The sequence below is a fragment of the Mycobacterium sp. NGS34 genome, from assembly GCF_059812845.1.
The window spans coordinates 63,829-87,981 of record NZ_JCALDM010000017.1 but is presented as its reverse complement, the minus strand read 5'-3'; the positions used below and the strand labels follow the sequence as shown (position 1 = coordinate 87,981).

Genomic DNA, 24,153 nt, shown 5'->3' with positions numbered 1-24,153 from the left:
GTTACCTGCGTGCCCCGTGGGGGCGTCGTCACCGTCATGGTAACGAGTTGCTGCTGCGCTGGTGGGGTGCTAAGTCCTCGACGACCAGGTATGCCTGCGAAAGCGCCTGGTCAATGTCTCGAAGCTGCTGGTCAAGGCTTTGCTGTTGGCGTTCGGCGCGGGTTCGCAGCACCTTGAGCCGATCGATGATCGAGTGGACCGGGACCAGAGCGGGGTGCGGTTTGACGTCGATGTGCAGGTTGACGGGTTTGCCGCCTTTGAGTGCGGCAAACGCTGAGCCGGGAGCCCACATGAGGTGGGTGTCGATTCTTTCCAAGGTTTCGGCGTTGGGGCTGTAGCCGCGCTTGCCCATGGTGGCCAGCGTGGTGCGGCCGGGCCCGCCCACCGCGGCCAGCCGGCTCTTACTCATCTGCAGCTCGAGCAGCCGCTTTTCGATCCACATGCGCAGGTTGTCGTAGTCGTCCTCGGCGTCGCGATCCACGATCGGGCCGGGTGGGCGGCTAATGGTGTTCTCGCGCGGTGTGGGTTCCGACCCGTGCATGGTCGCATGCGCTGACCCTGGCTCCCAGGACAACAGTTCATCAAGTTTGGACAAGGTGGCGCTGCCCGGGACCCTGTCGTCTTTGCCGAGCAGGTTCAGTGTCGAGCGCGATACCAGGCCTAATTTGCTGGCCTCGAGCTGACTCATCCCCAACTCGCCCAGCCGCGCATTCATGTATTTCGCCAGGCGCTTCACATCGGGGGCAAGAGTGCTGCTCGCGAGCATCTCGACGTGATTTTGGGATAGCCCGGTCTGGGCGACCACCTTTTTGACGTGATAGCCCTGGCGGAGTAGCGAGCGCGCCTGCTCGACGGCGGCGTCTTCGTCTAACGGCGCAGCGCTGATGATCGCCCTCCTGCGATAAGAGACCCTCGGCGGGTGCCCCTGGTGTGCAAAAATAGTATCGGTTTCAGTATGGCACTTCTAGAACAATCGCGGCACAAGCGCAACACGGAAGTGTTTACGACACATAAGCAAAATAGTGGATGGCTAGGCGTTGTGCGATATGCGGGCGCATCCGTCCGTGCTCCGGCCGCGCGCCTGCGACGCTATAGGCCAAGATCGTAGCCTTCCGAGCGGCGGATGATCCCGCGAAGCTCTGTGGTGATGCTGACGTCACCGGCCGGGCGCGCGATTTGCGCGAAGACGGGCACCATCCAGTGATACTGGGGTTCGCTCTCGTCCCGAGCAGGGCAGGAGAACGCCGCGCGCTGAACGAACGCCTCCCGTGAAATCGCGCCAAAGTCAAGGCCGCGGCCGGACTTCTCAGCCAGAGCTGTCATCAACTCGCGGGTGGCCCTGCCGTTGCCGTCACGGAACGGATGCGCGAAGTTCCAGCACGAATAGACCTGGGCTGCCCTCTCGGCGAACTCATCGTCATCAATGTGTGCCCAGTCCACGCCGACGACGATCTCTCGCCCGCGCTGCATCCAGGCTTCGATTTCATCGGGGGCGGCGAAGCGGCTCCACTTGGACATCTCGACGTCCCGGAATTGGCCGGCCCAACTGTAGACGTCTTGGAACAGCCAGTGGTGCAGCCGGCGGATGTGGTCGCTGTCGAACGTCGCTGGTATGTCCACGGCGCCGTTTCCCAATTCGATGGCGCGGCCGCGGGCCAGGCTGTGCTCGACGCGGGTTAATTCCGCGGCGTCGTGGATGTCGAGTTTGTTGGCGAGAACTTTGGTGCCAGGCCAGAAATAGTCGTCCCAGTGCACGGGCGAGGTTAGCGGTTGGTTACCGTCGCCCGGGTATCGGCCAGGATGGCGGCGCGGTACTGCTCGCCCGTGATTTTCCCGGTCGCCAGGTCGGCGAGCAAAGCAACCGACGCTATGTCAGGGATATCCCCTTCTATCATGCTGCTGGCTACCGCGTTGCTGACGCGCCGCCGCTGCCCCGGAGGCAAAGCGTCCAGGATTTGAGTGAACCCGTCATCGGGCGCGGTCATGTCGTCAATTCTACAGGGGCTACGCGACATATCAGCTCCAATACGAGGCGGCACTAACCTCGGCGACCGGCACAGTTGTGAAGCGGCGAAACGACTGATACAACGATGACAGACCGGTTCACATAAGCCGGCAACGGGGAAGCCGGGGTTCAGACGTGCCAATCATCCGCACTACCACCATCCTTACCGCGATCGCCGCCACCGGAGGCGCGCTGAGCGCCGGTCTGGCTCATGCCGACCCCGGCACCGCAGTGGCCGCCGCCAACACCACCAATCTGCACACCCTGGGAAGTTCAACCCAGATCGGTGAGGGCACCTGGACGGTCGCCAACCTCAAACCCAGCAGCGACGCCATCCCGTATCACCTCAACGGCGCGCTGTGGGAAGCCACTGCCACCGGCGAGGCCACCCACGGCTCCACCACGCCCATCGTGTCGAACTTCAACGCCCGCGCCCGCAGCGGACAGACCTACCGCGAGCTGTTCGAGGTCGCGACCGCCCAGGGCGTCAACCCCGCAGGGCTGGCCCAGGGGCAACAGGCCAGCGGCAAACTGTACTTCGACGTCACCGGTGACACGCCCGACAGCGTGGTCTATAACGCCGGCGGCCCCGACCTGGCCGTGTGGGTACAACCCCCGCCGGGCACGGGCGCAGCGGCTGGCGGAACGGGCCGCGGGGGTAGCGCCGGGAACGGCTCGCCGACATCAGGCACGGGTGCTCCCCCGACCCCGACGGCGGTGCCAGCCGCAAACCCTGGCAGCGTCGGTACTCCTGCCACCGGTCTGGCCCAGGGCACTCCCCTGCCGGGCGCCGTGCCAAGCGGGCCGCAGACGCCGGCAGCGGCAACGCCTGCGGCGCCGCCGCCCCAAGCTCCCGTTCCTGGTGCACCTCAGACTCCTGCGCCAGCCGCGCCGCTACCCCAGGCTCCGGGTGCCCCGCAACCGCCAGCCCCGGGAAGCCTCGGCACCCCGCTTGCACCAGGACCCGACCAACAGCCAGTGTCCACCCCCCAGCCGGCAGCCTCCCAGACGCCGGCCCCCCAGCAGGGTGCGACCGCGCCGGCGGCGGCGACCCCCTAGTTAACGGGATGACTCCGTCTCGGCGCTGCGGACGACTTACTGTTTGACGTCGAAAAAGAGGATGAAGTCAAGTTGTGGCGTCGGAAGACCAGTCGAAGGCAAGGCTGATCTCGACGCCGTCCTTCTCCACGACGATCCCCAGTCCGCCGGATATCGGCCAACTCTGGACGTAGATCCGGTTTTCGTGTTCTCTGTCGGTCGCGTAGCGCCGCACATGGTGGGCGATCAGCTCGAATATCCGCGCAACCCGGCCGATCTCGACCTTCCGGTCGAGGACACCGAAAAGGCCCTGATCGATGCCGAGGGCATCATCGACGCTGTCGGAAGGCTCCTCCCAGAACTCGGGATCTGGAATTGACTCCTGGGCCGCTGCGGGGCTCGTCGCTGGCGGCGCTGTCACCTCGTTAAATGCGCTGACGATCTCGCAAGAGGGCTAACGCGGCCGGGCGAAGGGTTCCGGTGCCGAGAAGGGCCTACGCGGCACAGGAGGGAATTCAGGGGTGATTGTGGGTGTGGCGGGTTATCGCGCTGCGTGACCTCCGACTATTTCTGCAGGTCAGTGGTCGTCGAGCGTTGTCTATCCTCCTCTCCCCCACCGCGGTGTCTGGCTGTCGTTTCGCGCCCGCCAGGACATAGCGGCGGATGCTGAGGTTGTCCGGCTGGGGTCCTGCGGGTCCCTAGTAAGTAGAGAGTGCTGATCTGATTCGCCGGGACTCGGCGTAGTTCGTGTCGGCCGGTACATCTTTGGCCTGGCCAGTGCAGTCTGCGAGCGCGGAACGTCTCTTGAGCGGCGTGCAATATTCCGCGCCTGCTGTCCGGGATCAGCTGTGGGTGGAGGTCCACTGGAACCGCCCGGCTGCCGACGTGGCTCGTCTAGGGAATTCGAAACCATGCGGCCTCAATGCGGGTCTGCCTTTCTCCTGGTTCCAGTTCCCGTGTGGTGCGCAGGATCGCCTATATCCTCCGAGCATTGTGGGCGACTTTTCGGCGCCGCAGACAGCGAAACATAAGCGCTAAGAGGTTCGTTGTCGCTGTGCATTCGCACCGTAATGGTGGGCCGCGGAGTTGACGTCGAAAGTGCCTCCACTCCCCCACTTCGAGCCTGTCGACGTGCGCCCTGCGGTGCTGCCCGGGATGTGCGCGAAGGGCGACGCCGGCGACGCCGAGCGCCCCGGGGACCGCGCGAGGCCGACCACACATGGCCCACTACGTACTGTGTGCAGCATGGGAAGGAGGCGAGGACGAGCGGTTGATGGTGATCCCCCTCCTGAGCGCGCCAGCCACGAGCGTGCCGGGCATGCGCAACGAATGCGAGCCCGAGTGTTGCGGGCATCCGTGTCGCTACGGCATCGTAGTTCGGGTCGGCTTTATGTTCGATGAGTGCAAGGCACGGAGGAAATGGCACTGATCTGCAGGGATAACGCTGCTGAGCCGTTTGTGCATTTCCGTCGTCACACGCAACCGGATCGGTCGTGGGACACGGGGGCATCTCCCCTGCCCGATGCGTATCCGAGTAGGGATGCAGAAACGGCGTTTCAGTCGAGTAAGCAGTCCCATGATGATGGGGCTAACCAGCGGTGGTCCACAACGCGCCGAGTGGTGTATTACGAACCGGCTGCACTTAGGAGAGGGATACCCTGTGGTCAGCCGTAATCCTAAGCGTATAGCTAGCCGTAGTCAGATACGGATGTTGCGCGGTGATTCGAAACGGCTACAGCAACTAGTCGTCACACCAAGGAAAGCACGGATCACGAGTTTGGTGTGTGGCCGGAAAGAGGTACGACGTCTGAGTGCCGATGTATCACCAGAAATCAGAGGTATGGGATGTCGTAGTGGTATACAATCGGCCATCCCAATCGGCCAACGGTTTGTGACGCCCATCAAGGAGCGTGTACCAGGCCGCGGTGTTATGCGGCTAGGACTGCGAAACAGTAGACCGGTAGAGAAGCCAACAGAACTAGGGGTCGATAACGCGCTGGATAAACCAACGGGTAAGCGGGCTACGAGACGATTAGTGACCTATCTGGGTACACGGATACAGATATAAAACCCGATGGGAGGTAACAAACGGATCACCATCGGTTGTGTAGGGTAGACAGCCAACCGGGTGCCGAGCTACTATCGCGGGTATGACAGTGCTCGCGGAGAAGGTGGTCGTCGCCACGCAGAAGGGCGGCAGCGGTAAGTCGTCAATAGTGGCCGGCATAGGGGTGGCCATCGCCCGTAAGGGTAGAAAAGTGCTGGTCGTGGACGCTGACCAGCAGGGAAACCTGACGATCGACGATCTTGGTGTCCCCGAAGAACTGTGGGATAAAGGCAAGAACCTCGCCATCGCCCTGCAATACGGACCGGGCGGGGGAGTCGCACTTGAGCCGTACCGCAATATCCGCCCAAACCTCGACATTCTGATGGGCGGCCCGGCGATCGGCCAGGTATCCACGGCCATCGCCGCATCAACCGAACCGGTCGACTTGGCCGAGAATCTCGACGCTGCGCTCACCGAGCTATGCGAACGCGAAGGGTACGACATCATCCTGGTCGACTCCGGACACGGCGACAAAGTACTGCTCATCGCCCTTCTGCAGGCTTGCCGCTATCTGGTCGTGCCGACCAAAGAAGATGGGGCGTCCCTCAATGGGGTGCGTCAACTCGCGGCTACCTACCGCCGCGCCAAGCGGTACGGATCCCCGATCTCGCTGATCGGCGTCGTACTCTTCGACGTGAACCCCAACGCCTCGGTGCGGCTCCCGCACGTGTTCAACCAGGTCAAGGAAATGCTCGGATCTGAGGTGGAACCGTTCCAAGCCACAATCCGCAGCGCGCCGGCGTTGGCTATCGACATGCGAGAGCGGCACCTGACCGCCCAGGAGCTCGCTAACCCCAGCGAAGAGCAGAAAGCGACCCTGATGACCGCGCTGCGGAACCGGGGCAGAAGGGACGCCACCGACCGACTGTGGTCAAAAGACCCGGGGGCGGTAGCCCAGGACTACCAGGAGCTGACCCGGGAAGTCCTGATGCGCGCGTCCAAAGAGCGAGCAGCCGCAGCAGCGGCGGGAGCACAGGAGTAAGGAGCGCCCCCATGGCCAAGAAGAGTGTCTTTGACGAATCCGCCCTTGATGACGACCTGGACGAATTCCTACCAAGGGTTGGGGTCGGCAACCGGGCGGGGCAGCCTGATCCGGTCGGTACACCCGCCCCGCCTGCGGCGCCGGTCGAAACGCGAGCGAACGAAGTCCAGGCTGAGACGAGCCCGCCGGGCGGGGGAGTGGGGGCGGCAGGCAGCCGGACCGCGAAAGCTGGCGACTCCGACGGTGAAGGTAACCCGACCGCGGAGATTTCGGCAGACAATCTGGCGAAGCTGCGCAGCTTGAACCTGGCGGAAAAGAAGAAGAACCCGGCCAAGGCCCGCACTTATGGTCAGATCGTGCTCGATGCCATCGACGCCGTCCATGAAGAACTCGCCCGCCACTGGAAACCGGCAGAGAACGCCGAAAAAGCGCCGGGCAGCTTGTTCACCCGCCAACCCGTGGTGCGCAAGCGTCGCCGTCACATTGCCCCGCCGGCCAAGATCGCGCTGACCGGTCTGAACCCGGCTGATGCGAAGACTATCGATGAGCAGCTGGTTAAAGAGTGGGGAGCGCCGTCACGCAGCGCGCTTGTCGATGAGGCGCTGACCCTGTATTTCAAGCGGCGCCGTGGTCCGGCCCGGGCAGAGAAAACGGTCAACTCTGCCGCATCGTAACCTCTCGTGGCACCTCGGCTAACGTGGTGTTTTGGCTAGTTGAGCCACGATTTCGGCAAGTTGGGCGATGTTCTCATCGCGCTGGGCGAGGGCGGCCTTGAGTTGGGCATTTTCGGCTTGCAGTGTGGCGTTGGCCTGTCGCGCGGCTTCGAGGTCTGCGCCTTGAAGCTGGAGCAGATGCTCCCAGTCGGTCGCTGCCGTGGTGGGTGGCCATTTTCCGCGTGCGTGAAGGTAGCGCTCGAAGCTGTCGGCGAACAGGAACCATGCTGGGCGGCCTTGGCGGCCGGTGACGTGGCCTTGCTCGGCGTCCACGGCGCCGGTACTGGCCAGCTCTGATGCCCATCGGGGGCTGCGTCCGGCTAGCGCGGCTGCGGTGGCGGCGAGATATGAGCGTTGTCCGGAGGGGCTGAGGACTTCGCCGTGCTCGCCACCTGGCCACGGGGCGCCGACCGGCGAGTGCATCGTCTAACGGTACCTGCTGATGTGGCGATTGCAGCCTTCGATTGCCGAAATCATATCGCAGAATCGCCTGCTGATTTCGGAATAGAAGGCACGAAGCGCAGCCTGGGAGACACGGGTAACCGAAATCTTCGAGAAAGCAAGTGTGCTGCGGTAGGCTTGCGATCAGCAGTAGGGCACGTCTGAGCTGGTATTTCAGAGAGGTTCGGAGATGGTGGGCTTTTCGGAAGATATTCGGAAACCATCGAGCGATGGTGGCGCCGGCGAGGGCTCAGCGAACGGCGCAAAGTCCGACTGGCGTCGCCGTGAGCGGCGTCAAGCACAGAAATACTTTGGTAAGCGCCTGACCGAGGCTGATCACCAGCTCATCAAGAACTATGCGCAAAGCCTCGACATTGACATGTCGGATCTCATTGCGCCTTACGTCGACAAGATTCTCAAGCAGGCCCGCGCTCACGCTCGGCAGACAACCAGCGCTCTAGCGTCGTAGGTCTGGGCATCCGGAGTTGGGTGCCAGGCCAGGTCTCTGGGCCGACATATAGCGCTTAGCGCCACAGGTCGTCTCGAGTTGCGTCGGGGGCAGGAGAGCCGTCGCGGCGGGCGCGTTCGATCAGCGCTTCGAGTCGTGTTTGTTCGGCGGCTGCTTGCTCGGTTCGGCGCTCAGCGCTGCGGCCGCGCGCGGCCGATAGGGCGGCGAATGCTTCAGCACGGCCGCGGCCAGACTTTGCGGCCTGTGCTGCGGCTCGGCCGGCTAGATGTGCGCGGTGCGATGCGGCATTCTCTGCGATGCGGATTCGTTGGGCGGCGCGGGCTTGGGCTTCGCGTGCCTCGTCGAGGGCGGCTGGCCGCTCGGTAAGGTTCTCGGGGCCGTGCCAGGCCAGGATCGCGCCGAGTAGCCCGATCGGGCGGGCGGGGGAGTCGGGGATGCGCCGGCCCACGCCGAGCCAGTCGGTGATGAGCTGATTGAGATCACGCGGGGTCCAGCCAGCGGCCGCCGGGGCGGCGAGCATGGCGGCCCAGCTGGTCGGGGTGAAGCGTCGGGCCCACGGTGGGGCGTGCGGATCGGCCCGCCAGGCAGTTGCCAGGCGCCGACCTTCTGGGTCTGGAGCTGGGCGGCGCGTAGCGACGCCGTGCCGGGCGCCCTTGTGGCGCCCGCGGGTAGCAACCAGTCCTTCTGAAGGTGAGGTGTGAGTGGTTACTGGGGACCGTTCCAGGTGGGGTGACACGCTGTGGATAACCCGGTTGACCTGGGCGTCGTCGTGCAGCGCCCACACGGAAGCCCAACCGCGGTGGCGATCGCCCATGCGCCAGGAGGCCATACGTTCGATGTAGGTGCGTTGGCGGCCGCGCAGCACCTCGGTGGCCACCCCGAGAAGGCGTAGACATTCACGGGCCCGCTGGACGGTGCGTTCAGTGAATCCCGTAGCGTCGGCGAGCTGCTCGTTGGTGGGGCGGGCGTTGCGGCCGGTGTCAGCGTCTGCGGTCCGGGCGAACGCGGCCGCGATGACGACCAGGGTTCGTTTGGCGATGCCGCCAGAGGTCATCTGCGGCCGGATGTCGGCGTAGCGCAGGTCGTAGGCCGCCGCGACGGTCACGTGCGCCCAGTAGGCGCCGCCGCCGGACCAGCACGGCACGCCGACGTAGGCGTCGTCGGCGAGCTCGAGGTTGACGAACAGGCTCGGCGGCGGGGGAGCAGCGCCGAGCAGGCGACGACCCCGGCGGATATCGAGCACCTCGGCTACCGGGGTGGTGCGCACGACACCGCGGCGGCGGTGAACGGCGCTACAGCCGCGATACGTTCGGGGCCGCGTAGCAAACGGCCGGTGTTCGCGCGCGGGCCCGGCCGGTCGACGGTCGGGCGATGGTTTGACACGCTGCGCCGGCTCTGGTGCTGGACGCAGGCATGCGCTACCGTAAGAACTGCCTGTCAAAGCAAGTCCCTTCGGGGATGGGCGGTCTACCGCCTGCCCAAAGCCCTCCGGTTGCCTCCGGGGGGCTTTGAACGTTCGGGGGGTAGTTAGCGCCTGATGTCGGTATTCAGTTGAGCCGCTGCATGATTCGGGGCCGCGGCGCTCAAATGGTCAGGTGCATCGCCTCCATTTGCGGGTAGCGCGGATCAGGGTGGGCGCACCCGGTAGTTGGGTGCGCGGCGGCATGCATGGCTGAGGGATGGGGTGATGGGGTGCGAGGAGCGTTGTGGTGCACCGGCATTGGCACGGATTCGCGCCCCGGCGCCGGGCGCGGGGGGAAGGGCAGTGTGGCGGCGTGATCCTTCTTGCGGCTCACAATGGGTGTCCTCTATCCTGGAGCCAGCCCCTTGGAAGGCTTGGCTCCTGTTGTAGGGAGCCCGGATCGAAGGTGGTGCTTCGATTCGGCAGATGGGCCCCGCTTCGGCGGGGCTTTTCTGCGTTTAGCGGGCGGTCGTATTCAGTTGGCTGGGGTCGGGGTTCCTCCTGGTGCCTGTGTTGTTGGTGAGTTTTACACGCGCATCGGCGGATGAACCGCGCCGACACGCGGGAACGGTGATTTGGCTAGTGAATACAGGCGGCGAAGCTGGCCGCGGGGCTCCGGCGACGCGAAATGCGGATCGTCCGGCTCTTGCGCACATGGTAGGTGATGCTACAGACTAGGCAGTGGGTAAACGCAAGTGATGCAGGCTTCGTGTCGCGGGCCTGTGCCGAAGGAAGCGGTGAAACATGACGGACTCGATCTCCCTTGACACCGACGCTGCAGCGCAGTCGGTCGCGGCTTGGCGTGACTACGGCGACCAGGTCGAGGCGCACGGCCGGCATCACCACATGACGCTTGAGGAACTGCGCGCCGCGGTGGGGGACACCTACACGCCTTACGTGCAGGCCAAGCAAGCCGAGATGGCGGCGCGCGAGGCCGCCTATCAGCGGGTGGCTGCTAACGCGCGCGGCTTGGCGGATCACCTGAGCAACACCATCACCGTCTTCGAAGCCACCGACGACGAAAACAAGACGCATATCAACGCCGTTCTAGACGCGTAGCCTCAGCGTATGGACCTGACGGTCGACCCCGACGGCCTGCGCGCCGATGCCTCCGCTCTGCAGGGCTCCGCGGCCCCAGCAGGGATGGCACCGGTGGCCCAGGCTGCCGCGGCCGACACGGTGTCCACCCATCTGGCGGCCTCGTTGACCACCTGGGCGCAGTCACTGCACCTGCTCAATGACCATGCAGGACAGCTACGGGCAGCCGGCGGGCTAGCGCTTAACGGCACCGCGACGACCCTGTCGAGCACCGACACCGAGAACGCGGCGGCGATCAGCGGCATCCTCGACGGCGCGGCAACACCGGGTGCCCCAAGCCCCGCAGCGCCAGGTGCAGTTCCCGACGTCGCGTTGCCGACCCTTCCTGTTCCGCCGACGATGACCCCGCCGGCGCCCATGCCAGCCGAGCAGATCGCGGCGCTGGTGCATTCCGGCCCCGGCCCGGGGGCTCTGCGGAACTTCGCCAACCACGTTCGTGAGGCACTTGGCGCGACGGTGCTCCACACGGCCGCCAACGTTCGCAACGCCGGGACCTCGGTTGCCCAGAATTGGCGCGACGGCCACCAACAGGCGGCCAGCAATATCACCGACCACGCGGACTGGCTGGAGTCCAGTCTTCACCCACAGGTCCTTGCGCTGGCCGGCGCCGCCGACGCAGCAGCCGAGCACACCGACACGTTGATTCAGAGCACCCCGCACCCGCAGGAGTTCACCGATCTGAACCAACGCTTGAAGGTGGCGATCGCCCACTACAACGCCACCGGCGGGTCTAACGCTGCGCAAGTCGCCACCCTGTCGGGCGAGCTGACCAAAAAACGAGCCACGGCGATGGCCGCGTTCCAGACCTTCGCCACGGCCGCGCCACCCACGCTCACCGGTGCGGCTCAGCCGCCTACCCCTGCGCCGCCGATCGTGCAGAATCCTGGGGCCTCAGTTGAGCAGCTTCAACCGCCTGCCCATACAGAACAGGCCAGCAAGCACGATGGACGTGCCGTCGGGCATGACCATCACGGTCACGGCCCGGGCGATCCCGATAATCCCGATCTGGCCGACTCCGGTACCGCTGCACCGCAGCCGACACCTGGGCTGGCAACACCGCCGGCCGCCGCCGCGGCGGCCGATCCGAATACCGCGAACACGGTGGCCAACGTCGCCGGAATGATCATGGGCGCGGGAACCGGCGCCGTCGGCCAGGTCACTCACGGGCTGGGCGGCGGCTCGCCGCTATCGGCGCTGTCGAGTCTGTCGTCGCTTCCCGGGATTGGCTCAATGCCCCACATGGGCTCCCCTGAGATGCCCGAAAGCGGCGGGGGACCGGACAACTCGTCGCCTGATGGCCCGGGAGCCGGGGACTTCGGTAGCGGCGGAACCAGTCCCGCGTCCGGCGTCGGGGACGGCGGGGCCGGCGGCGGTGGTGGTGCGCCGATGACAAGCTCGAGCCCGGCCGTTGGCCCGCCCACGGGCTCAAGTGTGGGCGTCGGCGGGCCCGCCACTGGGTCGGCGCCGCCCACCGGGTCTGCATCGGGCGGCGGGTTCGGCATGATGCCGCCGATGATGGGCGGGATGGGCGGCAAGAACGACGCCGAGCGTAAGTCCGAGGAACGCCGACGGGTTGTCATGCGCCCGGTGGCCAATACCGAAGCGGTGTTCGGTGAGGTTCGTCGTGAACCGCGCCGCCGCGCCGAAAAGGACAAGAAGTAGGGGCTGGTTGAGCGAAGGTCGCTGTATCGCAGCGGATTTCGGACACTCAAAGGGAGATGGAAGATGGCTACACGGGCAGAAATGTCATCGGCGATGATCGATAAACTTCTCGATGCGATCTACCGCTGGGAAGACAAGGTGAATGCGTTCACCGCGACCGGTGATCCCGACGACGACATCGTGTTGACACACGATGGGCGGGGTCGGCTGATCGGCTGCGACATTCGCCCTGGCCTCCAAGAGGAGCTGACTGTCGGTGAGCTCGAGGAGGCGATGAACGACGCGATCGCCCGCAACGCCGCGCGCACGCATGCAGGAATCCAGGCCATGGCTGCTGAGTTCCGTGAAGAGTTTGCGCACGTACCCGAGGAATTCGCCCAGCATCCGGTGGCCGCCGAATTCGCGGCGGCACTACGCGGCGCGGGCTAACCAGTATTTACGGCCTGGAAAATACCCGGGCGCAGTGTCGCAGCAGACAGCTACCATTTTTACAGGAAGCAGAAAGAGGCAAGGATGGAAACCACGGATGCCGTGCATGTGAGCCTGGTTCATGCGCGTTTTGCCGCGGACCTGCTTGTCGGGGTCCGGGAGGAATTACTGCGTTTAACGACCGATCTTGACGTCTACATGGACCGGGCGCGGCGAGCCCGCGCCGGAACCAAACTCGACGCAGCGTGGTTGGCGATCGCGGCGTCGGCCCCTGGCAACCGTCGAGAGCTCATTGCCGCCGCGGCTTATGCGCAATGGCTCAGCGACCACATTCGGCTGCAATCCGCCCGGTGGAAGCGCGCGGACAAGGCGTCCGCAACCGGATACGCGAAGCATTCCGACGAGTCGGCGTTATTGGAACGGCAACCGGTTTCATTCGAAATAGTTGAGCCTCCAAAGGATCCGCCGCCGCACCCGGGTGCGTTGGACAGCACCATCGCAATGCTTCCGGCACCCTACCTGGCACACATTGATCGAGCGCGCGAATGGTGCGGGCAAGCGCTGTGGGCAGCGAGGATGTCGAACACGCAAGGCATGGCCGTGGTTTGTGGGTACATGGAGAGGCTTTTGGGCTGGATGGAGGAAAATCCGTGAGTGAGAGGGTAATTCGTTTAGAGGCCGAGGAGCTGGCATCGGCTACGGGCGGGTGGTTGGCCGCGGCGCCGATCCAGCCCAGCATCCACCCAATCTGCACACCGGGCACCGACCCGATGTCAATGGCTGTGAGCGCCGTTGCGGCCGACTGGCCGGCCGTTCACGAAGCATTGACCGCCAACCGCGCAACTCAGGTCGGCGAGCTGGCCGCCGCCAACGGCGGAACCGAAGCGAATCTCAGCGCGACTGAGGCCACGAATGTTGAACAAATCACCGGGATCGAGGTCTAGACCATGACCGACCAATACACCTACCCGGCCCACGTGGCGACGCGGCCGTCCGCGCCGGGCAGCTACATGCCGCCGCCGCTACCCCCGCTGCCGCAGGCCTACCCGCCGCCGCAGCCACGCAAGGGCAAGGGTGGTCTGATCGCAGCGGCGATCGTCGGCGCGGCCGCGATCGCGCTGACTGCCGGTGGGATTGGCGGCCTCGTCGGCAACCACATGGCCGGCGGCTCCGCTGCACAGTCCTCGCCGCCGGCGGCAGCGTCGGCGCCGACCGCTGAACAGGTCCACGCCGCCACCGTCGATCTCTGCACCCGGTACGTTGCAGCCGACAGGGCCCGCCCTGTGCCACAAAACAACGGTCGTGACACCATGCCCAGCTATCTCTACGTATCGGAGGCCTTACGCGAGGATCTGGCGGCCGACCCCGCCATTCGCGCTGCTGTAACGAACGCGATGCGGTTCCAGCAAGATCAGATCGCCTACTTTAGCCATGAGCCGGCCGCTGGTGCGATTCAGCCGCCGGTCGCATGGTCCCCGGAAGAGGCAACCGCGGCGTCCCAGAAAGTGTGGGACTTGTGCAAGGGCTACGGGAGCTAGTCGATGGACGCTGCGGCTAGGGGGGTGAGTGAGGGAGTGTCAGCCGCGGTTGGAGCCGGTGCCCACATCGGTCATCAGTTGTATACCCAGGGCGTCAGCGCACTAACGAACGCCGCGTCGGCGGCTAAGGGTGCGGTCACCGACCTTGGGGACGGGCCGTTCGGACGCGCGTTGAAGCAGGCGTGGCGGCCCGCTGAGCAACTCGGTCAAAGTATGGAAGAGATACAGGAATTCCACACGGGCATGGCCAGTCAAATCAGTGACGCTGTCGGCACGTCGATGAGTCATTATCGGCGGCGGTTTGAGGCAGCACTATCGGACCAGGGCGAGTCTGGCGATGCCCTACTGCAGGCTCACGATGCGAACATCAGGCTATGGAGCAAGCATCAGGATATGCACGAAGCGGCGGCTACGGCTGCCTCCCAAGCGTTGATGCAGGTCAAGGGGCTGCAGGGGCGTATCGACAGCCTGGCTGAGGCTGGCGAGGAGGAATTCAACAAGGCTATGCGCAACCGCGATCCCATCGCGGCAATGGAGGTCTGGACCCGATATAACGGGCACGCCGAGGAATCCACTAACGAATCCACCCAAAAAGCAACAAGCGCCATCCGCGCAGCGAAATTCACAATCCCACTCGATCCGCCGCCGAAAAAAGAGGATAAAAAAGAGGATAAGAAGGAGCCGCAAAAGGCTGGGGCGATTACGGACGGGCCGGATGCGCAGACACCAGGGGCGACCCCGGATGCGCAGACACCGGACGGCGGGCCCCCTGGAACGACGAACCCCCTCACCAACAATCAGGGCGCACCCGGCTCAAACGCCGGTGGGCCCCCTGGAACGACGAACCCGGTCACCAACAGCCAGAACGCACCCGGCTCAAACGGCGGTGGACCCCCTGGAACGACGAACCCCCTCACAAACGGTCAGGGCACCCCGGGTCTTTTGCCGAATCCGATCAGTCAGGTGCCACAGGCGCTCGGCGGTTCGATCGGTCGGGCCGCCTCTGGTGGCGGCGGTGGTGCTGGTGGCGGTGGTTCGGCGCTTTCGGGTCTGGGCTCGGGTTTGAATCCTGGCTCGATGGGGTCGGGTCTGGGGTCGGGTATGCCGACGTCGCCGGCTTCTTCGTTGTCGTCGGCGCCTGCTGCGCAGTCCGCGGCGTCGCCGCTGGCGAATGCTGGGTCCAGTTTTCAGTCCGGTCTGGCGTCGGGGATGGGCGCGACGGCGCCTCCTCCGGTGGCGCAGCAGCCGATAGCGCAGCAGCCGTTGATGGGTTCTACGGCCGGTAGTGGGCCGGCGGGTGTGCCGATCGCGCCGCATGGGGTGCCGGATGGCGGTGGGGGCGGCCCGGTTCAGGGCGGCGGGTCTGGCGTGGGTCCGGTGGGTGGTGCGCCGATGATGCCGCCGGCGGCGATGGGTGGTGGTGGGCCGTTGGCTCCGTACAGTGCGCCGGGTGCGGGTGGTGCGCCGCCGGCCGGTGCTGCGACGACGACGACTCCGGCGGCTGGTGGTCAGGCTTCGTCTGGTGGCGGCGCGGCGCCTGCTGGCGGTAGTGGGTTGCCGTCTGGGCCGGTGTTGGCGGGCGGGGCAGGGTCGGGTAGCGCGATGGGCGGTATGGCTGCGTCGGCGTCTGAGGTGAGTGCGGACATGTTGTTGGCTCAGCGGGTGCTGGGCGGGTTGGTGCGCGGCTGCGAGTTTTGGCCGTCACCGATCGCGTGGGCAGTCGGGGTGGTGAAGACCCCGGTGGGCTCCCAAGTTGTGGTGGCCAACAGTGTTGGCGGCGGAAGTTACTTGCCCGCAACGGTTTTCCTTCCGTCGACGGCGCGGTTGGCGGTGGTTGATCCGGCGTTGCCGTTTGGGTGGGCGCAGCGGTGGATGGGGTGCCAGAAGCCGTCGAAGATTCTTGTTGATCATTTTGAGCGGTTGAGCAAACGGGTTGCGGGGGCGTCGATTTCGGCGATGGTCACCACGGAGTTGTGGCCTGTGGAGCCGGCGGGTGTGGGCGAGTTCTTGGGGCTGCAGCATCGCCAGGCGTTGGGGTTGCTCAGCGTGGCGCCGGTGCTGGATGGGGCGCATCAGCATCGTTTGACAGCTCTTGATCCTGTTCTGGCCCAGCGTGTTTCGTCGATCGCGTCGAATGGGGATGTGGCGGTGCGGGCGGCTGCGCAGTTGACGGCGACGGCGATTCGGGCCGCGCAGGCGCCGGATGCAACCGGCGAGCCGTTGGCGTTTGAAGACGAGGTGAACGTCTTGCAGGCGGTGTCGGCGGGAACTGCCGATGAGGCGACCTGGTCCGCGTATAACGCGAAGGTCGCGACGCGCGATGGTGAGGCGTGGCTTTGGCCGGAGTCTCACGCGGCTCTTGATCACGATGGCTCGGAGCTGAGCGAGTCGATGAATCTGTGGTATCGGCGTTATTTCCAAGGTGGCCGGATTGTCGAGCTGGTGCAGTGGTGGAAGAACAGTGCTGCGCCGCTGGCCGAGATCGCCTATTGCGGGGTGCAGGCCGGGTTCGGGGCGGTGGTGACTGCGACGATTAGTGCTATCGAGGAGCAGCTGCGCCGCGGTGGTGGGCCGCGCTCGTGACCCCTGCTTGGCGTGACCCGGCCGAGCAGGCGGCGCGTGATCGTCGGCGCCGGGTGCGCGATTGCATGGCGGATGTCTTGGCCGAGGCGCGCCGGGGCGAACTGTCAGCTGACTGGCGTGAGGAGCGGCTGTCGGGGGCGTTGGCGGCGGTGGAGCAGCACCAAGCGTCGTTGCCGCCAGAGCCGGTCGATCCATACCGCCCGGTGTACGACCCGGACGACCCGTTGGCGGCGTTAAAGGAATTGGATCGTGGGCCGGCGGGCTTGGATTGGCGGGTGAACAGCTATTTCACGCTTTTGGATGTGGTGATGACCTGGCCGGCGGCGGTGTGGGAACCGGGAGTGGTGGGATCTGCGCGCGCCGCGTTGGATGCGTGGTATTTAGCAGCGTTGGGCTGCGTCGCGGAGGCCTGCAGCGAGATTCCTGAAGTTCCCGACGGCGACGACGAGCGCAGTGTGCGCACGCGGCTGGGTATTGGAACGGCATGGGTGAAGCGGCGTGCGGAATGTCAGCGCGACGCAGATTTGCTCACCGAAAGCTACGAGGCGGGGTTGGTGTCGCTGGGTGCTGGCGATGGCGGCTGGGTGGAGCGGTCTCGGCGGCGAGTTGCCTTGTGGCCGGACGTGATTGGGTTTTCGCGGCATGAGCATTGGTGGATGCTCGATGATCCGCTGTATCAGGTGAGCAGGCAGTGGCTGCCGGCGTACTGGACGGCGAACGTCTAGAGGCCGATGCCGGTGAGAGCGGGGGGACGCCGGAGGTTTCCGGACGGATCATTGCGTTATTTCTGTTCACGATTGCTTATGTATGTGTAGACTGCTTTGATGTAGGGGTTGATGGTGCGTCCAGGAAGGGGTAGTGGTGGACGACCTTGCTGAGGACGAGACGGTGGTCCCTGATGTTCGCGTTGTGGCATCGGCGGTGTCAGCGAAGAGGAGCCTCGCGGTTGAGGTGGGTGACACCGGATGTGTCGTGGGGGTTCGGCTGCTTTCGGACGCGGTGCGGCGGTGGGATTCCTACACGTTCGGGGAGAGGGTCGTTGCTGTGGCCGATGTGGCGCACGACCGCTACCTGTCCAATCAACGCAACGTCGACGGGCACTATCCAGACCCCGCAGAGGTTGCCCGCGCTGAACGCAAGTTGAATTTCTAGGAAGGGACGGCACCGCAATGTCGAATGATGGCTGGGATTCGATCGGTTCAACGATCGAGCGGGTGTTGGGGACTGCTGTGCTGACCCCGATCTTGGGGCCGTTGGCCCCGGTGGTGGGGGGAATGTTCGGCCATGGGCATGCACCGCAGGCGCCGGCGCCTGGTCCGGCGCCGAGCCCGCCGCCGCCTGACCCGCACGGTCCGCCGAATACGCCGCCGCAGGGTCAGTTGCCGCCGCCGCCGGCGGGTCCTGTTCCTGGTTCGGGTGCGGCCACGGATCAAGCCAATGCTGACGCTGGTCGGGTGGCTGAGGTGATCGCTCAGTTGCACGAGTTGGATAAGAGTGCCGCTGCGACGATTGACGCGATTCATGCTGCGGGCGCTGCTGGGCAGAAGCAGTTGGACAATATCGGCAAGGATGTTGACGAGAAGATCACCGAGTTGGGGCCGCGGTTGAACACTCCTGCCGGACAGCAGGAGTTGCGCGACTTTTTGAAGGAGAAGCTGACCGCGGCCAAGAAGGTGATTGATCAGCAGATCGCCGATGCCGAGGATAAGGCGCGTCACACCCGCGAGTTGACCGAAAAGTATGCCGGTATCGGCGGTGATGACTCCGGCAAGGCCGGCACCGAACCCGCGTCCGCGCATGGTGACGGCGGCGAGGGTAGCGGCGGCGGTGGTGGTGGTGCAGGTGATCAGGGCACCACCCCGGCGGCGGCGCCGGGCGCTGCGCCGGGTACGCCCCCACCTGGGCAGCCCCTGATGCCGGGTGCGGGCATGATGCCCGCCGGGATGGGGATGCCGTCGATTCCGTCATTGGGCGGAATGCCTGGCCTGGGCGGCGGTGACCCCTTGGGCGCATTGGGTGGTCTGGGTGGTGATCGTGGCGCCGGCTTCCACGACGACGACGGCAAGCTCGATGGGGACTCCTCGAAACAGGGTGGGTCAGGACCGAAGTTCCACGACGACGACGGCTCGACGGGTCCGGGTTCTGGAAAGACCGACCACGACGGCACGGGGACGAGCCCGGCGTCAGCGGGCGGTTCAGCGGGCGATGGCAGCGGGCCGGGCACGGAGCTGGCGGGCAATCATGCCGGTCACGCTGGCGATCCCGGTGGTGGGCAGGTTCCGGCGACGACGAGCGTGTCGCTGCCCGATGGTGAGACCAGCGAGGCGCGCACTTCGCAGGGCGCTTCGGCGGCGAAAGCGGCGCTGGGCGGCGCGACGGTGGCCGATGCGTGGCATCAGGCGGGGGTGACGGTGCCACCGCCGGGGACTCCTGTCACCGATCCGATTCCCCCGACGAAACTCAAGGCGGGCGATGTGGGTATCTGGCAGGACCATCTGGTGATGGCCTTGGGCAACGGGAAGGTGTTGGTGTCGGGGCAGCCGCAGCCGCTGTCGAGCGTGGGATCGGGCCCGGACTTCTTGGGGTGGATGGACCCAAGCGCATTGTCTCCCAAGGGCTCTGCGCCTGCCGCACCGCCTGCACCGCCGGCGCAGCCGTCCTAACTGATCGGCGGGCGCGATGTCCACTCTTGACGGGTTTGTGCGGGCTGCGGGTGCGGCGATGGGCATGGCTCGGGAGAGTTTCGGCACCGGTGGCGGGGTTGCGTTGGCGCCGCCGCCGGGGCTGGGTCCGTCGCCGGATGGCACTGGGGATGGCTCGGGTGCGGCCGCTGACGGGTTCTCTGGTGATTCGTCGCGGGTGACGAATCATGTTGGGGCGCTGGCTGATCACGACGCGGTCGGGCATTCGGGGTTGGCGGCGGCGGTCGCGTCGTCGAGCGCTTCGCGCGGCCGGATGGACGCGGTGATCGCTGCGGCGATCGCCGATGTGCAGGCCAGCGGGGTCGCGGTCAACACCCCGGCGGGCCAGCAGGCGTTGGTGGCGGCGATCAAACGTCATCTTGAAGATACGAAGTCGACGCTGGATCAGGGAAGCGGAGATGCGGCCACGCATGCCGCCTCGGCGAACGTCACCGCGGCGGGATACCAGGGGATCGGCCACCCGCAGGGCGGGCCGGCCCCGATGATGCCGATGATGCCGCAAATGCCGTCATTGCCGATGGGTGGCGGCATGCCCCTGGGTGGGGCCATGCTGGCTCCGCTGAGCAGCCTGGGCAGCCTACTAGGCGGGGGCGGGCAGGGGTTCTCCCCTCAATCCGCGAGGCTGGCCGGTGCGACCGGCGCCAGCACGACAGCAGAGGCGAACGCGACACCCGCGGCGGCCATTTCGACTGATGAGGTGAATCTGAAGAAGGAAGGCTTTCCCGGTGGCCCGGATGCCTACCGCCAATATCTCGGGAAAACCTTTGACCTGATGGGTATTACGGACCCGGTTGCGCGGGCGAACTGGACGCGCGGGTTGATGACGGGCATCGGCCGTGAGTCAGGGTTTCGTCCAGACGCGGTCAATCTGAGTGACTCCAATGCCCGCGGGGCCAGGATGGTCGATGGTGCGCCGGCGGGGGCGTCGCGCGGCGGTATGCAGACGATTCCGGCGACGTTTGCGGCTAATCACCAGCCGGGGACCTCGCGCGCTATCTACGATCCGATCGCCAACCTGGCCGCCGGGATGAATTACCTGATGCGGCGCTATCACGTGGCGCGCGACGGGTCGAATCTGTCGGCGGTTGGGCAGTTCAATCCGCAGCACGCCCCCGGCGGCTACTGATGGAGGTGTGGCGGTGAGTCTTGACGGGTTTGTGCGGGCTGCGGGTGCGGCGATGGGCATGGCTCGGGAGAGTTTCGGCACCGGTGGCGGGGTTGCGTTGGCGCCGCCGCCGGGGCTGGGTCCGTCGCCGGATGGCACTGGGGATGGCTCGGGTGCGGCCGCTGACGGGTTCTCTGGTGATTCGTCGCGGGTGACGAATCATGTTGGGGCGCTGGCTGATCACGACGCGGTCGGGCATTCGGGGTTGGCGGCGGCGGTCGCGTCGTCGAGCGCTTCGCGCGGCCGGATGGACGCGGTGATCGCTGCGGCGATCGCCGATGTGCAGGCCAGCGGGGTCGCGGTCAACACCCCGGCGGGCCAGCAGGCGTTGGTGGCGGCGATCAAACGTCATCTTGAAGATACGAAGTCGACGCTGGATCAGGGAAGCGGAGATGCGGCCACGCATGCCGCCTCGGCGAACGTCACCGCGGCGGGATACCAGGGGATCGGCCACCCGCAGGGCGGGCCGGCCCCGATGATGCCGATGATGCCGCAAATGCCGTCATTGCCGATGGGTGGCGGCATGCCCCTGGGTGGGGCCATGCTGGCTCCGCTGAGCAGCCTGGGCAGCCTACTAGGCGGGGGCGGCGCGGGGCTGTCGCCTGGCAGCAGCACAGCGCAGGGGTTGGGCTTTGGCGACAGCGGCATCACCGGCAGCTTCGGCGGTGGGGAGCGCGGCGACCGGATCGTGAAGGCCGCGTTGTCGCAGCTGGGGGTTCCGTATGAGTGGGGTGCCGGTACGGTGCGCGGGCCAGGGCCCGGGATCGGGGTCGATGCGGGCAAGATCGGGTTCGATTGCTCAGGGTTGGTGCGGTATGCCTACTGGCAGGGCGGCATTGAGCTACCGCGCACGACCTACGATATGGCGAACTGGGGTGTGCGGGTTCCGCCGGGGCAAGCCAAGCCCGGCGACATTTTGCTGTGCAACTGGGGTAATGGGGCCTACCAGCATGTGCAGTTGGTGATGAATGATCACCAGACAATCGAGGCACCTGATCGGGGTTCGAGCGTGCGGATTGGTCATTGGCCCTCTGGGCGCTTCGAGATCAGACGAGCTGGTTAACAAGTAGTGAAGGGGTTTGGGAGATGGCGCGCGGCGGTTTGAATTATGCGTCACTAGAACAGGTTTCGGCGTGGCGGTTTCTTCGACATCGGGTGTCGGTGGCGATCGGGCGCCGCAACGTGCGCTTAGTGCACGATCCGTCGAAGAACGCCGCGGCCTCGCTGCTGGTGGGTTTCGTGCTGGCTGTGGGGATCGTGGGGATCTGCGCGATCTTGGCGTGGATTAAACCGATCGGGCAGGTCGGTAAGTCCAAGATCGTAGAGGCCCGCGGCGGTGGCGGTTTGTATGTCGAGGTGGGTGGGGTGATGCATCCGGTGCTGAACAAGGCGTCGGCGCGGCTGATCACCGGCCAGGCCGCCGACGCGCCGTTGGTGCCGATGAGTGAAATCCTCAAATCCCCGGTGGGTCCGACTGTCGGGATTTTGGGGGCACCGGACGATCTGTCGGTACGGACTCCCGGCGATACCGGGTGGGCGCTGTGCGACAAGCTGGGATCGCAGGGATCGCAGGTGATTCCGAAGGTGACCGTGATTGACGGATTGGCGACGCTGGGCGACTGGGCGCACACGATCACCTCACCGGAGGCGGCGCTGATGACGTACGGCGGGGCGACGTTTTTGGTGACTGACGGGCACCGCTCAGAGATCGATCTGGCCGATAAGCCGGTCACGTTGGCGCTGGGCTTGCCGGTGGGGGATCTGCACCCGTCGGCGATGTCGCGGGCGCTGTATGAGGCGCTGACGCCCACGGCGGCGCTGCGGGTGCCAGCAATCCCGGAGGCGGGCGGTCCGGTCAGTTACAGCAGCCCAGGGCTGCCGGTGGTGTCGGGCAGTGTGATGCGGGTCTCTGATGTGACCGGCGATCCTCAGTTTTTCGTCGCATTGCCAGCCGGGGTGCAGCGCATCCCGCAGACGGTGGCCACGATGATCATCAATGCCGGGGTTGTACCGGGCGCGCAGGTGATGTCGGCGAAATCAGCGGCGCTGACCGCGATGCCGCAGGCGGTCGGGTTCGACTTGTCGGTGTATCCCTCGGCGATGGTCAAGCTGCTCGACAAGGCGGCCGAGCCGGTCACATGCGTGATGTGGCGTAAAACCAACGGCGAACCGCAGGCTCAGGTCAGCACGATATCGGGGCGGCGGCTACCGATTCCGGTGGGTGATGAGCGTCGTGTGGTGCCGTTCATCAGCGCCGGCGTCAACACCGCTGACGAGGTGTATGTCAGTCCCTCGTCAGCGAACTACGTTCAGGTCACTGGTGTGCAACCGGATTCGGTGCGCGGGGAGAGCCTGTGGTTCATCGGCAACAACGGCACACGTTTTGGTGTGCCCACCGTCGGGTCTAATGGTGATGATCAAAGTCGGGAGGCGTTGGGGTTCAAGGGCACTGCGCCCACTCCTGCGCCGTGGGCAGTCATTAAGTGGCTGCCTGCTGGGCCGGTGCTGTCGAAGTCGGCGGCGATGGCCCAGCATGACAGCCTGGTGCCCGATCCCAAAGTCGCCGCGCTGCAACAAGTCAAGGGAGCGGGCCAATGAGTCAAGTGGGGTTCATCCGCAAGGAAGTGGGCTCGCCGTTTGTGCCTGAGGATGCCGTGGAAGTGCCCAATCCGGCCGAGATCACGCGCCCGGCGCCGGCCAAGCCGCCGACGTGGGTGTGGGTGCTGATCTTCGTGAGCATGGCCGTGGCGTTGATGGTGAGCCTGTATCTGTCGGGTGCGCGTCAGCTCTCGGGAGGCTCCTTCTTCATTTTCCCGGTCATGCTGATGTCGATGATGATGATGCTGCGAAATCGTATGGGCAGCAACGGGAAAAAGGATCACGGCAGCGCCATCAACCAGGACCGCGCGGACTTTTTGCGGGCGCTCGATGAGCAGCGGGTCAAGATTCATGCCGCCGGCCGCGCGCAGGCCGCCGAGATTTCCTACCATCATCCCGACCCGACGAATGGGTCGCTGGCCACGCTGGTGGGCACGGGCAGGATGTGGGAGCGCACCCCGGATGCCCGCAACTTCGGGCACGCCCGGTTTGGCTTGGGTGTGACGCGGTTGAAGACGAAACTTCAACCGCCCACCAAAGTCCCGCCACCGGAGTTTCGGGAGACCGTGACCACGGTGGCTGCGCGTGATCTGCTGGTCGCGCAGAACGTGATCCACGACATTCCCCGGCCGTTGCACCTGTTCGACCAGATGGGGTGGGCGTTTTTCGGCGACCCCGATGTGCGGCCGACGGTGCAGGGGCTGTTACGTGCGCTGGTGTGTCAGGTGTGCGTGTTCCATGGCCCTGACGACGTTAAGGTCGCGATCATTAGCGATGACCCGGCGGCGTGGGACTGGGCGAAATGGTTACCGCATACCGGTGACGAGGAGCTGGTCGACGCGTGCGGGCCGGTGCGGCTGATCTTTGCTGACGTGGCGGCGTTTATGGAGCATTTCGGGTCGTCGCTGTCGGGGCGGGGACCGTTTCAGGCTCGCCAGGAAGGCGGGGTGAAACCGGACAGTTGGTTGCTGGTGGTGGTGGACCTTCCTGGTGCGGATTGCACGCCGATCCTGAGCGAAGAGGGGCGCATGGGTGTGTCGGTGATCGAGGCGACCGGTAACGACCTCAGCGTGCTTGCTAACCCGAAGAACGCATTTTTTGTTGCCGCCGATGAGGACAACACGATTAATCTGCTCAAAGCAGCTGGCCAGGAGGTGTAGC

24 protein-coding genes are annotated in these 24,153 nt (G+C 65.5%); 18 read left to right on the top strand and 6 right to left on the bottom strand.

Features of this window, described 5'->3' with window-relative positions:
• Positions 1-34 precede the first annotated feature (34 nt).
• The 3 genes from AC5Y7V_RS27690 to AC5Y7V_RS27680 all read right to left on the bottom strand — a co-directional run bounded on the left by AC5Y7V_RS27690 (position 35) and on the right by AC5Y7V_RS27680 (position 1,985).
• Positions 35-805, bottom strand: coding sequence for a hypothetical protein (locus AC5Y7V_RS27690; protein ID WP_499883234.1), 771 nt, complete (start codon positions 803-805; stop codon positions 35-37).
• Between the two features lie 284 nt (positions 806-1,089).
• Positions 1,090-1,755 carry a Fic/DOC family protein gene (locus tag AC5Y7V_RS27685; protein WP_499883233.1) on the bottom strand — a complete coding sequence of 222 codons (666 nt, stop codon included), beginning with the start codon at positions 1,753-1,755 and terminating at the stop codon, positions 1,090-1,092.
• 8 nt (positions 1,756-1,763) lie between these two features.
• Entirely contained in the window at positions 1,764-1,985 is a 222-nt protein-coding gene (locus AC5Y7V_RS27680) for an antitoxin VbhA family protein (RefSeq protein ID WP_499883232.1), read from the bottom strand.
• 155 nt (positions 1,986-2,140) lie between these two features.
• On the opposite strand from AC5Y7V_RS27680, the gene AC5Y7V_RS27675 reads away from it, so the two are divergent.
• On the top strand, positions 2,141-3,064 hold the full coding sequence (locus tag AC5Y7V_RS27675; RefSeq protein ID WP_499883231.1) for an MPT63 family protein: 924 nt from the start codon (positions 2,141-2,143) through the stop codon (positions 3,062-3,064).
• Between the two features lie 67 nt (positions 3,065-3,131).
• Here the strand turns inward: AC5Y7V_RS27675 and AC5Y7V_RS27670 are convergent, their stop codons facing one another.
• The gene (locus AC5Y7V_RS27670; RefSeq protein WP_499883230.1) at positions 3,132-3,464 is read right to left on the bottom strand and encodes a hypothetical protein; all 333 of its coding nucleotides are present in this window, start codon (positions 3,462-3,464) and stop codon (positions 3,132-3,134) included.
• A 1,729-nt stretch (positions 3,465-5,193) separates the two neighbouring features.
• On the opposite strand from AC5Y7V_RS27670, the gene AC5Y7V_RS27665 reads away from it, so the two are divergent.
• Positions 5,194-6,132 carry a ParA family protein gene (locus tag AC5Y7V_RS27665; protein WP_085165217.1) on the top strand — a complete coding sequence of 313 codons (939 nt, stop codon included), beginning with the start codon at positions 5,194-5,196 and terminating at the stop codon, positions 6,130-6,132.
• 11 nt (positions 6,133-6,143) lie between these two features.
• Complete coding sequence (locus tag AC5Y7V_RS27660; RefSeq protein WP_289114643.1) at positions 6,144-6,806, top strand: hypothetical protein; 663 nt, start codon at positions 6,144-6,146, stop codon at positions 6,804-6,806.
• Between the two features lie 18 nt (positions 6,807-6,824).
• Here AC5Y7V_RS27660 and AC5Y7V_RS27655 read toward each other — a convergent pair whose 3' ends face one another.
• Positions 6,825-7,118 carry a hypothetical protein gene (locus tag AC5Y7V_RS27655; RefSeq protein ID WP_176471043.1) on the bottom strand — a complete coding sequence of 98 codons (294 nt, stop codon included), beginning with the start codon at positions 7,116-7,118 and terminating at the stop codon, positions 6,825-6,827.
• 358 nt (positions 7,119-7,476) lie between these two features.
• On the opposite strand from AC5Y7V_RS27655, the gene AC5Y7V_RS27650 reads away from it, so the two are divergent.
• The gene (locus AC5Y7V_RS27650) at positions 7,477-7,755 is read left to right on the top strand and encodes a hypothetical protein (RefSeq protein ID WP_499883229.1); all 279 of its coding nucleotides are present in this window, start codon (positions 7,477-7,479) and stop codon (positions 7,753-7,755) included.
• A gap of 55 nt (positions 7,756-7,810) precedes the next feature.
• On the opposite strand, the gene AC5Y7V_RS27645 is transcribed toward AC5Y7V_RS27650, so the two are convergent.
• Complete coding sequence (locus tag AC5Y7V_RS27645) at positions 7,811-8,998, bottom strand: helix-turn-helix domain-containing protein (RefSeq protein ID WP_499883254.1); 1,188 nt, start codon at positions 8,996-8,998, stop codon at positions 7,811-7,813.
• Between the two features lie 963 nt (positions 8,999-9,961).
• Between AC5Y7V_RS27645 and AC5Y7V_RS27640 the strand changes: the two genes are divergently transcribed.
• The 14 genes from AC5Y7V_RS27640 to AC5Y7V_RS27575 all read left to right on the top strand — a co-directional run bounded on the left by AC5Y7V_RS27640 (position 9,962) and on the right by AC5Y7V_RS27575 (position 24,152).
• Positions 9,962-10,276, top strand: coding sequence for a hypothetical protein (locus AC5Y7V_RS27640; RefSeq protein ID WP_085165226.1), 315 nt, complete (start codon positions 9,962-9,964; stop codon positions 10,274-10,276).
• Between the two features lie 9 nt (positions 10,277-10,285).
• Positions 10,286-11,977 carry a hypothetical protein gene (locus AC5Y7V_RS27635; RefSeq protein ID WP_499883228.1) on the top strand — a complete coding sequence of 564 codons (1,692 nt, stop codon included), beginning with the start codon at positions 10,286-10,288 and terminating at the stop codon, positions 11,975-11,977.
• A 63-nt stretch (positions 11,978-12,040) separates the two neighbouring features.
• On the top strand, positions 12,041-12,406 hold the full coding sequence (locus AC5Y7V_RS27630; protein ID WP_499883227.1) for a hypothetical protein: 366 nt from the start codon (positions 12,041-12,043) through the stop codon (positions 12,404-12,406).
• Positions 12,407-12,490: 84 nt separating this feature from the next.
• Positions 12,491-13,060: a hypothetical protein gene (locus AC5Y7V_RS27625; protein WP_499883226.1), complete on the top strand. Its 570-nt coding sequence runs from the start codon at positions 12,491-12,493 to the stop codon at positions 13,058-13,060.
• Between the two features lie 56 nt (positions 13,061-13,116).
• Entirely contained in the window at positions 13,117-13,350 is a 234-nt protein-coding gene (locus AC5Y7V_RS27620; RefSeq protein WP_499883225.1) for a hypothetical protein, read from the top strand.
• A gap of 3 nt (positions 13,351-13,353) precedes the next feature.
• Positions 13,354-13,944, top strand: a complete 591-nt coding sequence (locus AC5Y7V_RS27615) for a hypothetical protein (RefSeq protein ID WP_499883224.1) — start codon at positions 13,354-13,356, stop codon at positions 13,942-13,944.
• Positions 13,945-14,157: 213 nt separating this feature from the next.
• Complete coding sequence (locus AC5Y7V_RS27610) at positions 14,158-16,527, top strand: EspK C-terminal domain-containing protein (RefSeq protein WP_499883223.1); 2,370 nt, start codon at positions 14,158-14,160, stop codon at positions 16,525-16,527.
• 65 nt (positions 16,528-16,592) lie between these two features.
• Positions 16,593-17,252 carry a hypothetical protein gene (locus tag AC5Y7V_RS27605; protein ID WP_499883222.1) on the top strand — a complete coding sequence of 220 codons (660 nt, stop codon included), beginning with the start codon at positions 16,593-16,595 and terminating at the stop codon, positions 17,250-17,252.
• A gap of 136 nt (positions 17,253-17,388) precedes the next feature.
• Complete coding sequence (locus AC5Y7V_RS27600) at positions 17,389-17,679, top strand: hypothetical protein (RefSeq protein ID WP_499883221.1); 291 nt, start codon at positions 17,389-17,391, stop codon at positions 17,677-17,679.
• 302 nt (positions 17,680-17,981) lie between these two features.
• Positions 17,982-19,190 (top strand): DUF4226 domain-containing protein, encoded by a 1,209-nt coding sequence (locus tag AC5Y7V_RS27595; protein ID WP_499883220.1) that lies wholly within the window; start codon positions 17,982-17,984, stop codon positions 19,188-19,190.
• 292 nt (positions 19,191-19,482) lie between these two features.
• Entirely contained in the window at positions 19,483-20,355 is an 873-nt protein-coding gene (locus AC5Y7V_RS27590) for a transglycosylase SLT domain-containing protein (protein WP_499883219.1), read from the top strand.
• Positions 20,356-20,599: 244 nt separating this feature from the next.
• On the top strand, positions 20,600-21,457 hold the full coding sequence (locus tag AC5Y7V_RS27585; protein WP_499883218.1) for a C40 family peptidase: 858 nt from the start codon (positions 20,600-20,602) through the stop codon (positions 21,455-21,457).
• 23 nt (positions 21,458-21,480) lie between these two features.
• A complete protein-coding gene (gene eccB, locus AC5Y7V_RS27580; protein WP_499883217.1) occupies positions 21,481-22,992 on the top strand; it encodes a type VII secretion protein EccB in 1,512 nt (503 codons plus the stop codon).
• Positions 22,989-24,152 (top strand): cell division protein FtsK, encoded by a 1,164-nt coding sequence (locus AC5Y7V_RS27575; protein WP_499883216.1) that lies wholly within the window; start codon positions 22,989-22,991, stop codon positions 24,150-24,152. The genes eccB and AC5Y7V_RS27575 overlap by 4 nt, the downstream gene beginning before the upstream one ends.
• Position 24,153 lies beyond the last annotated feature (1 nt).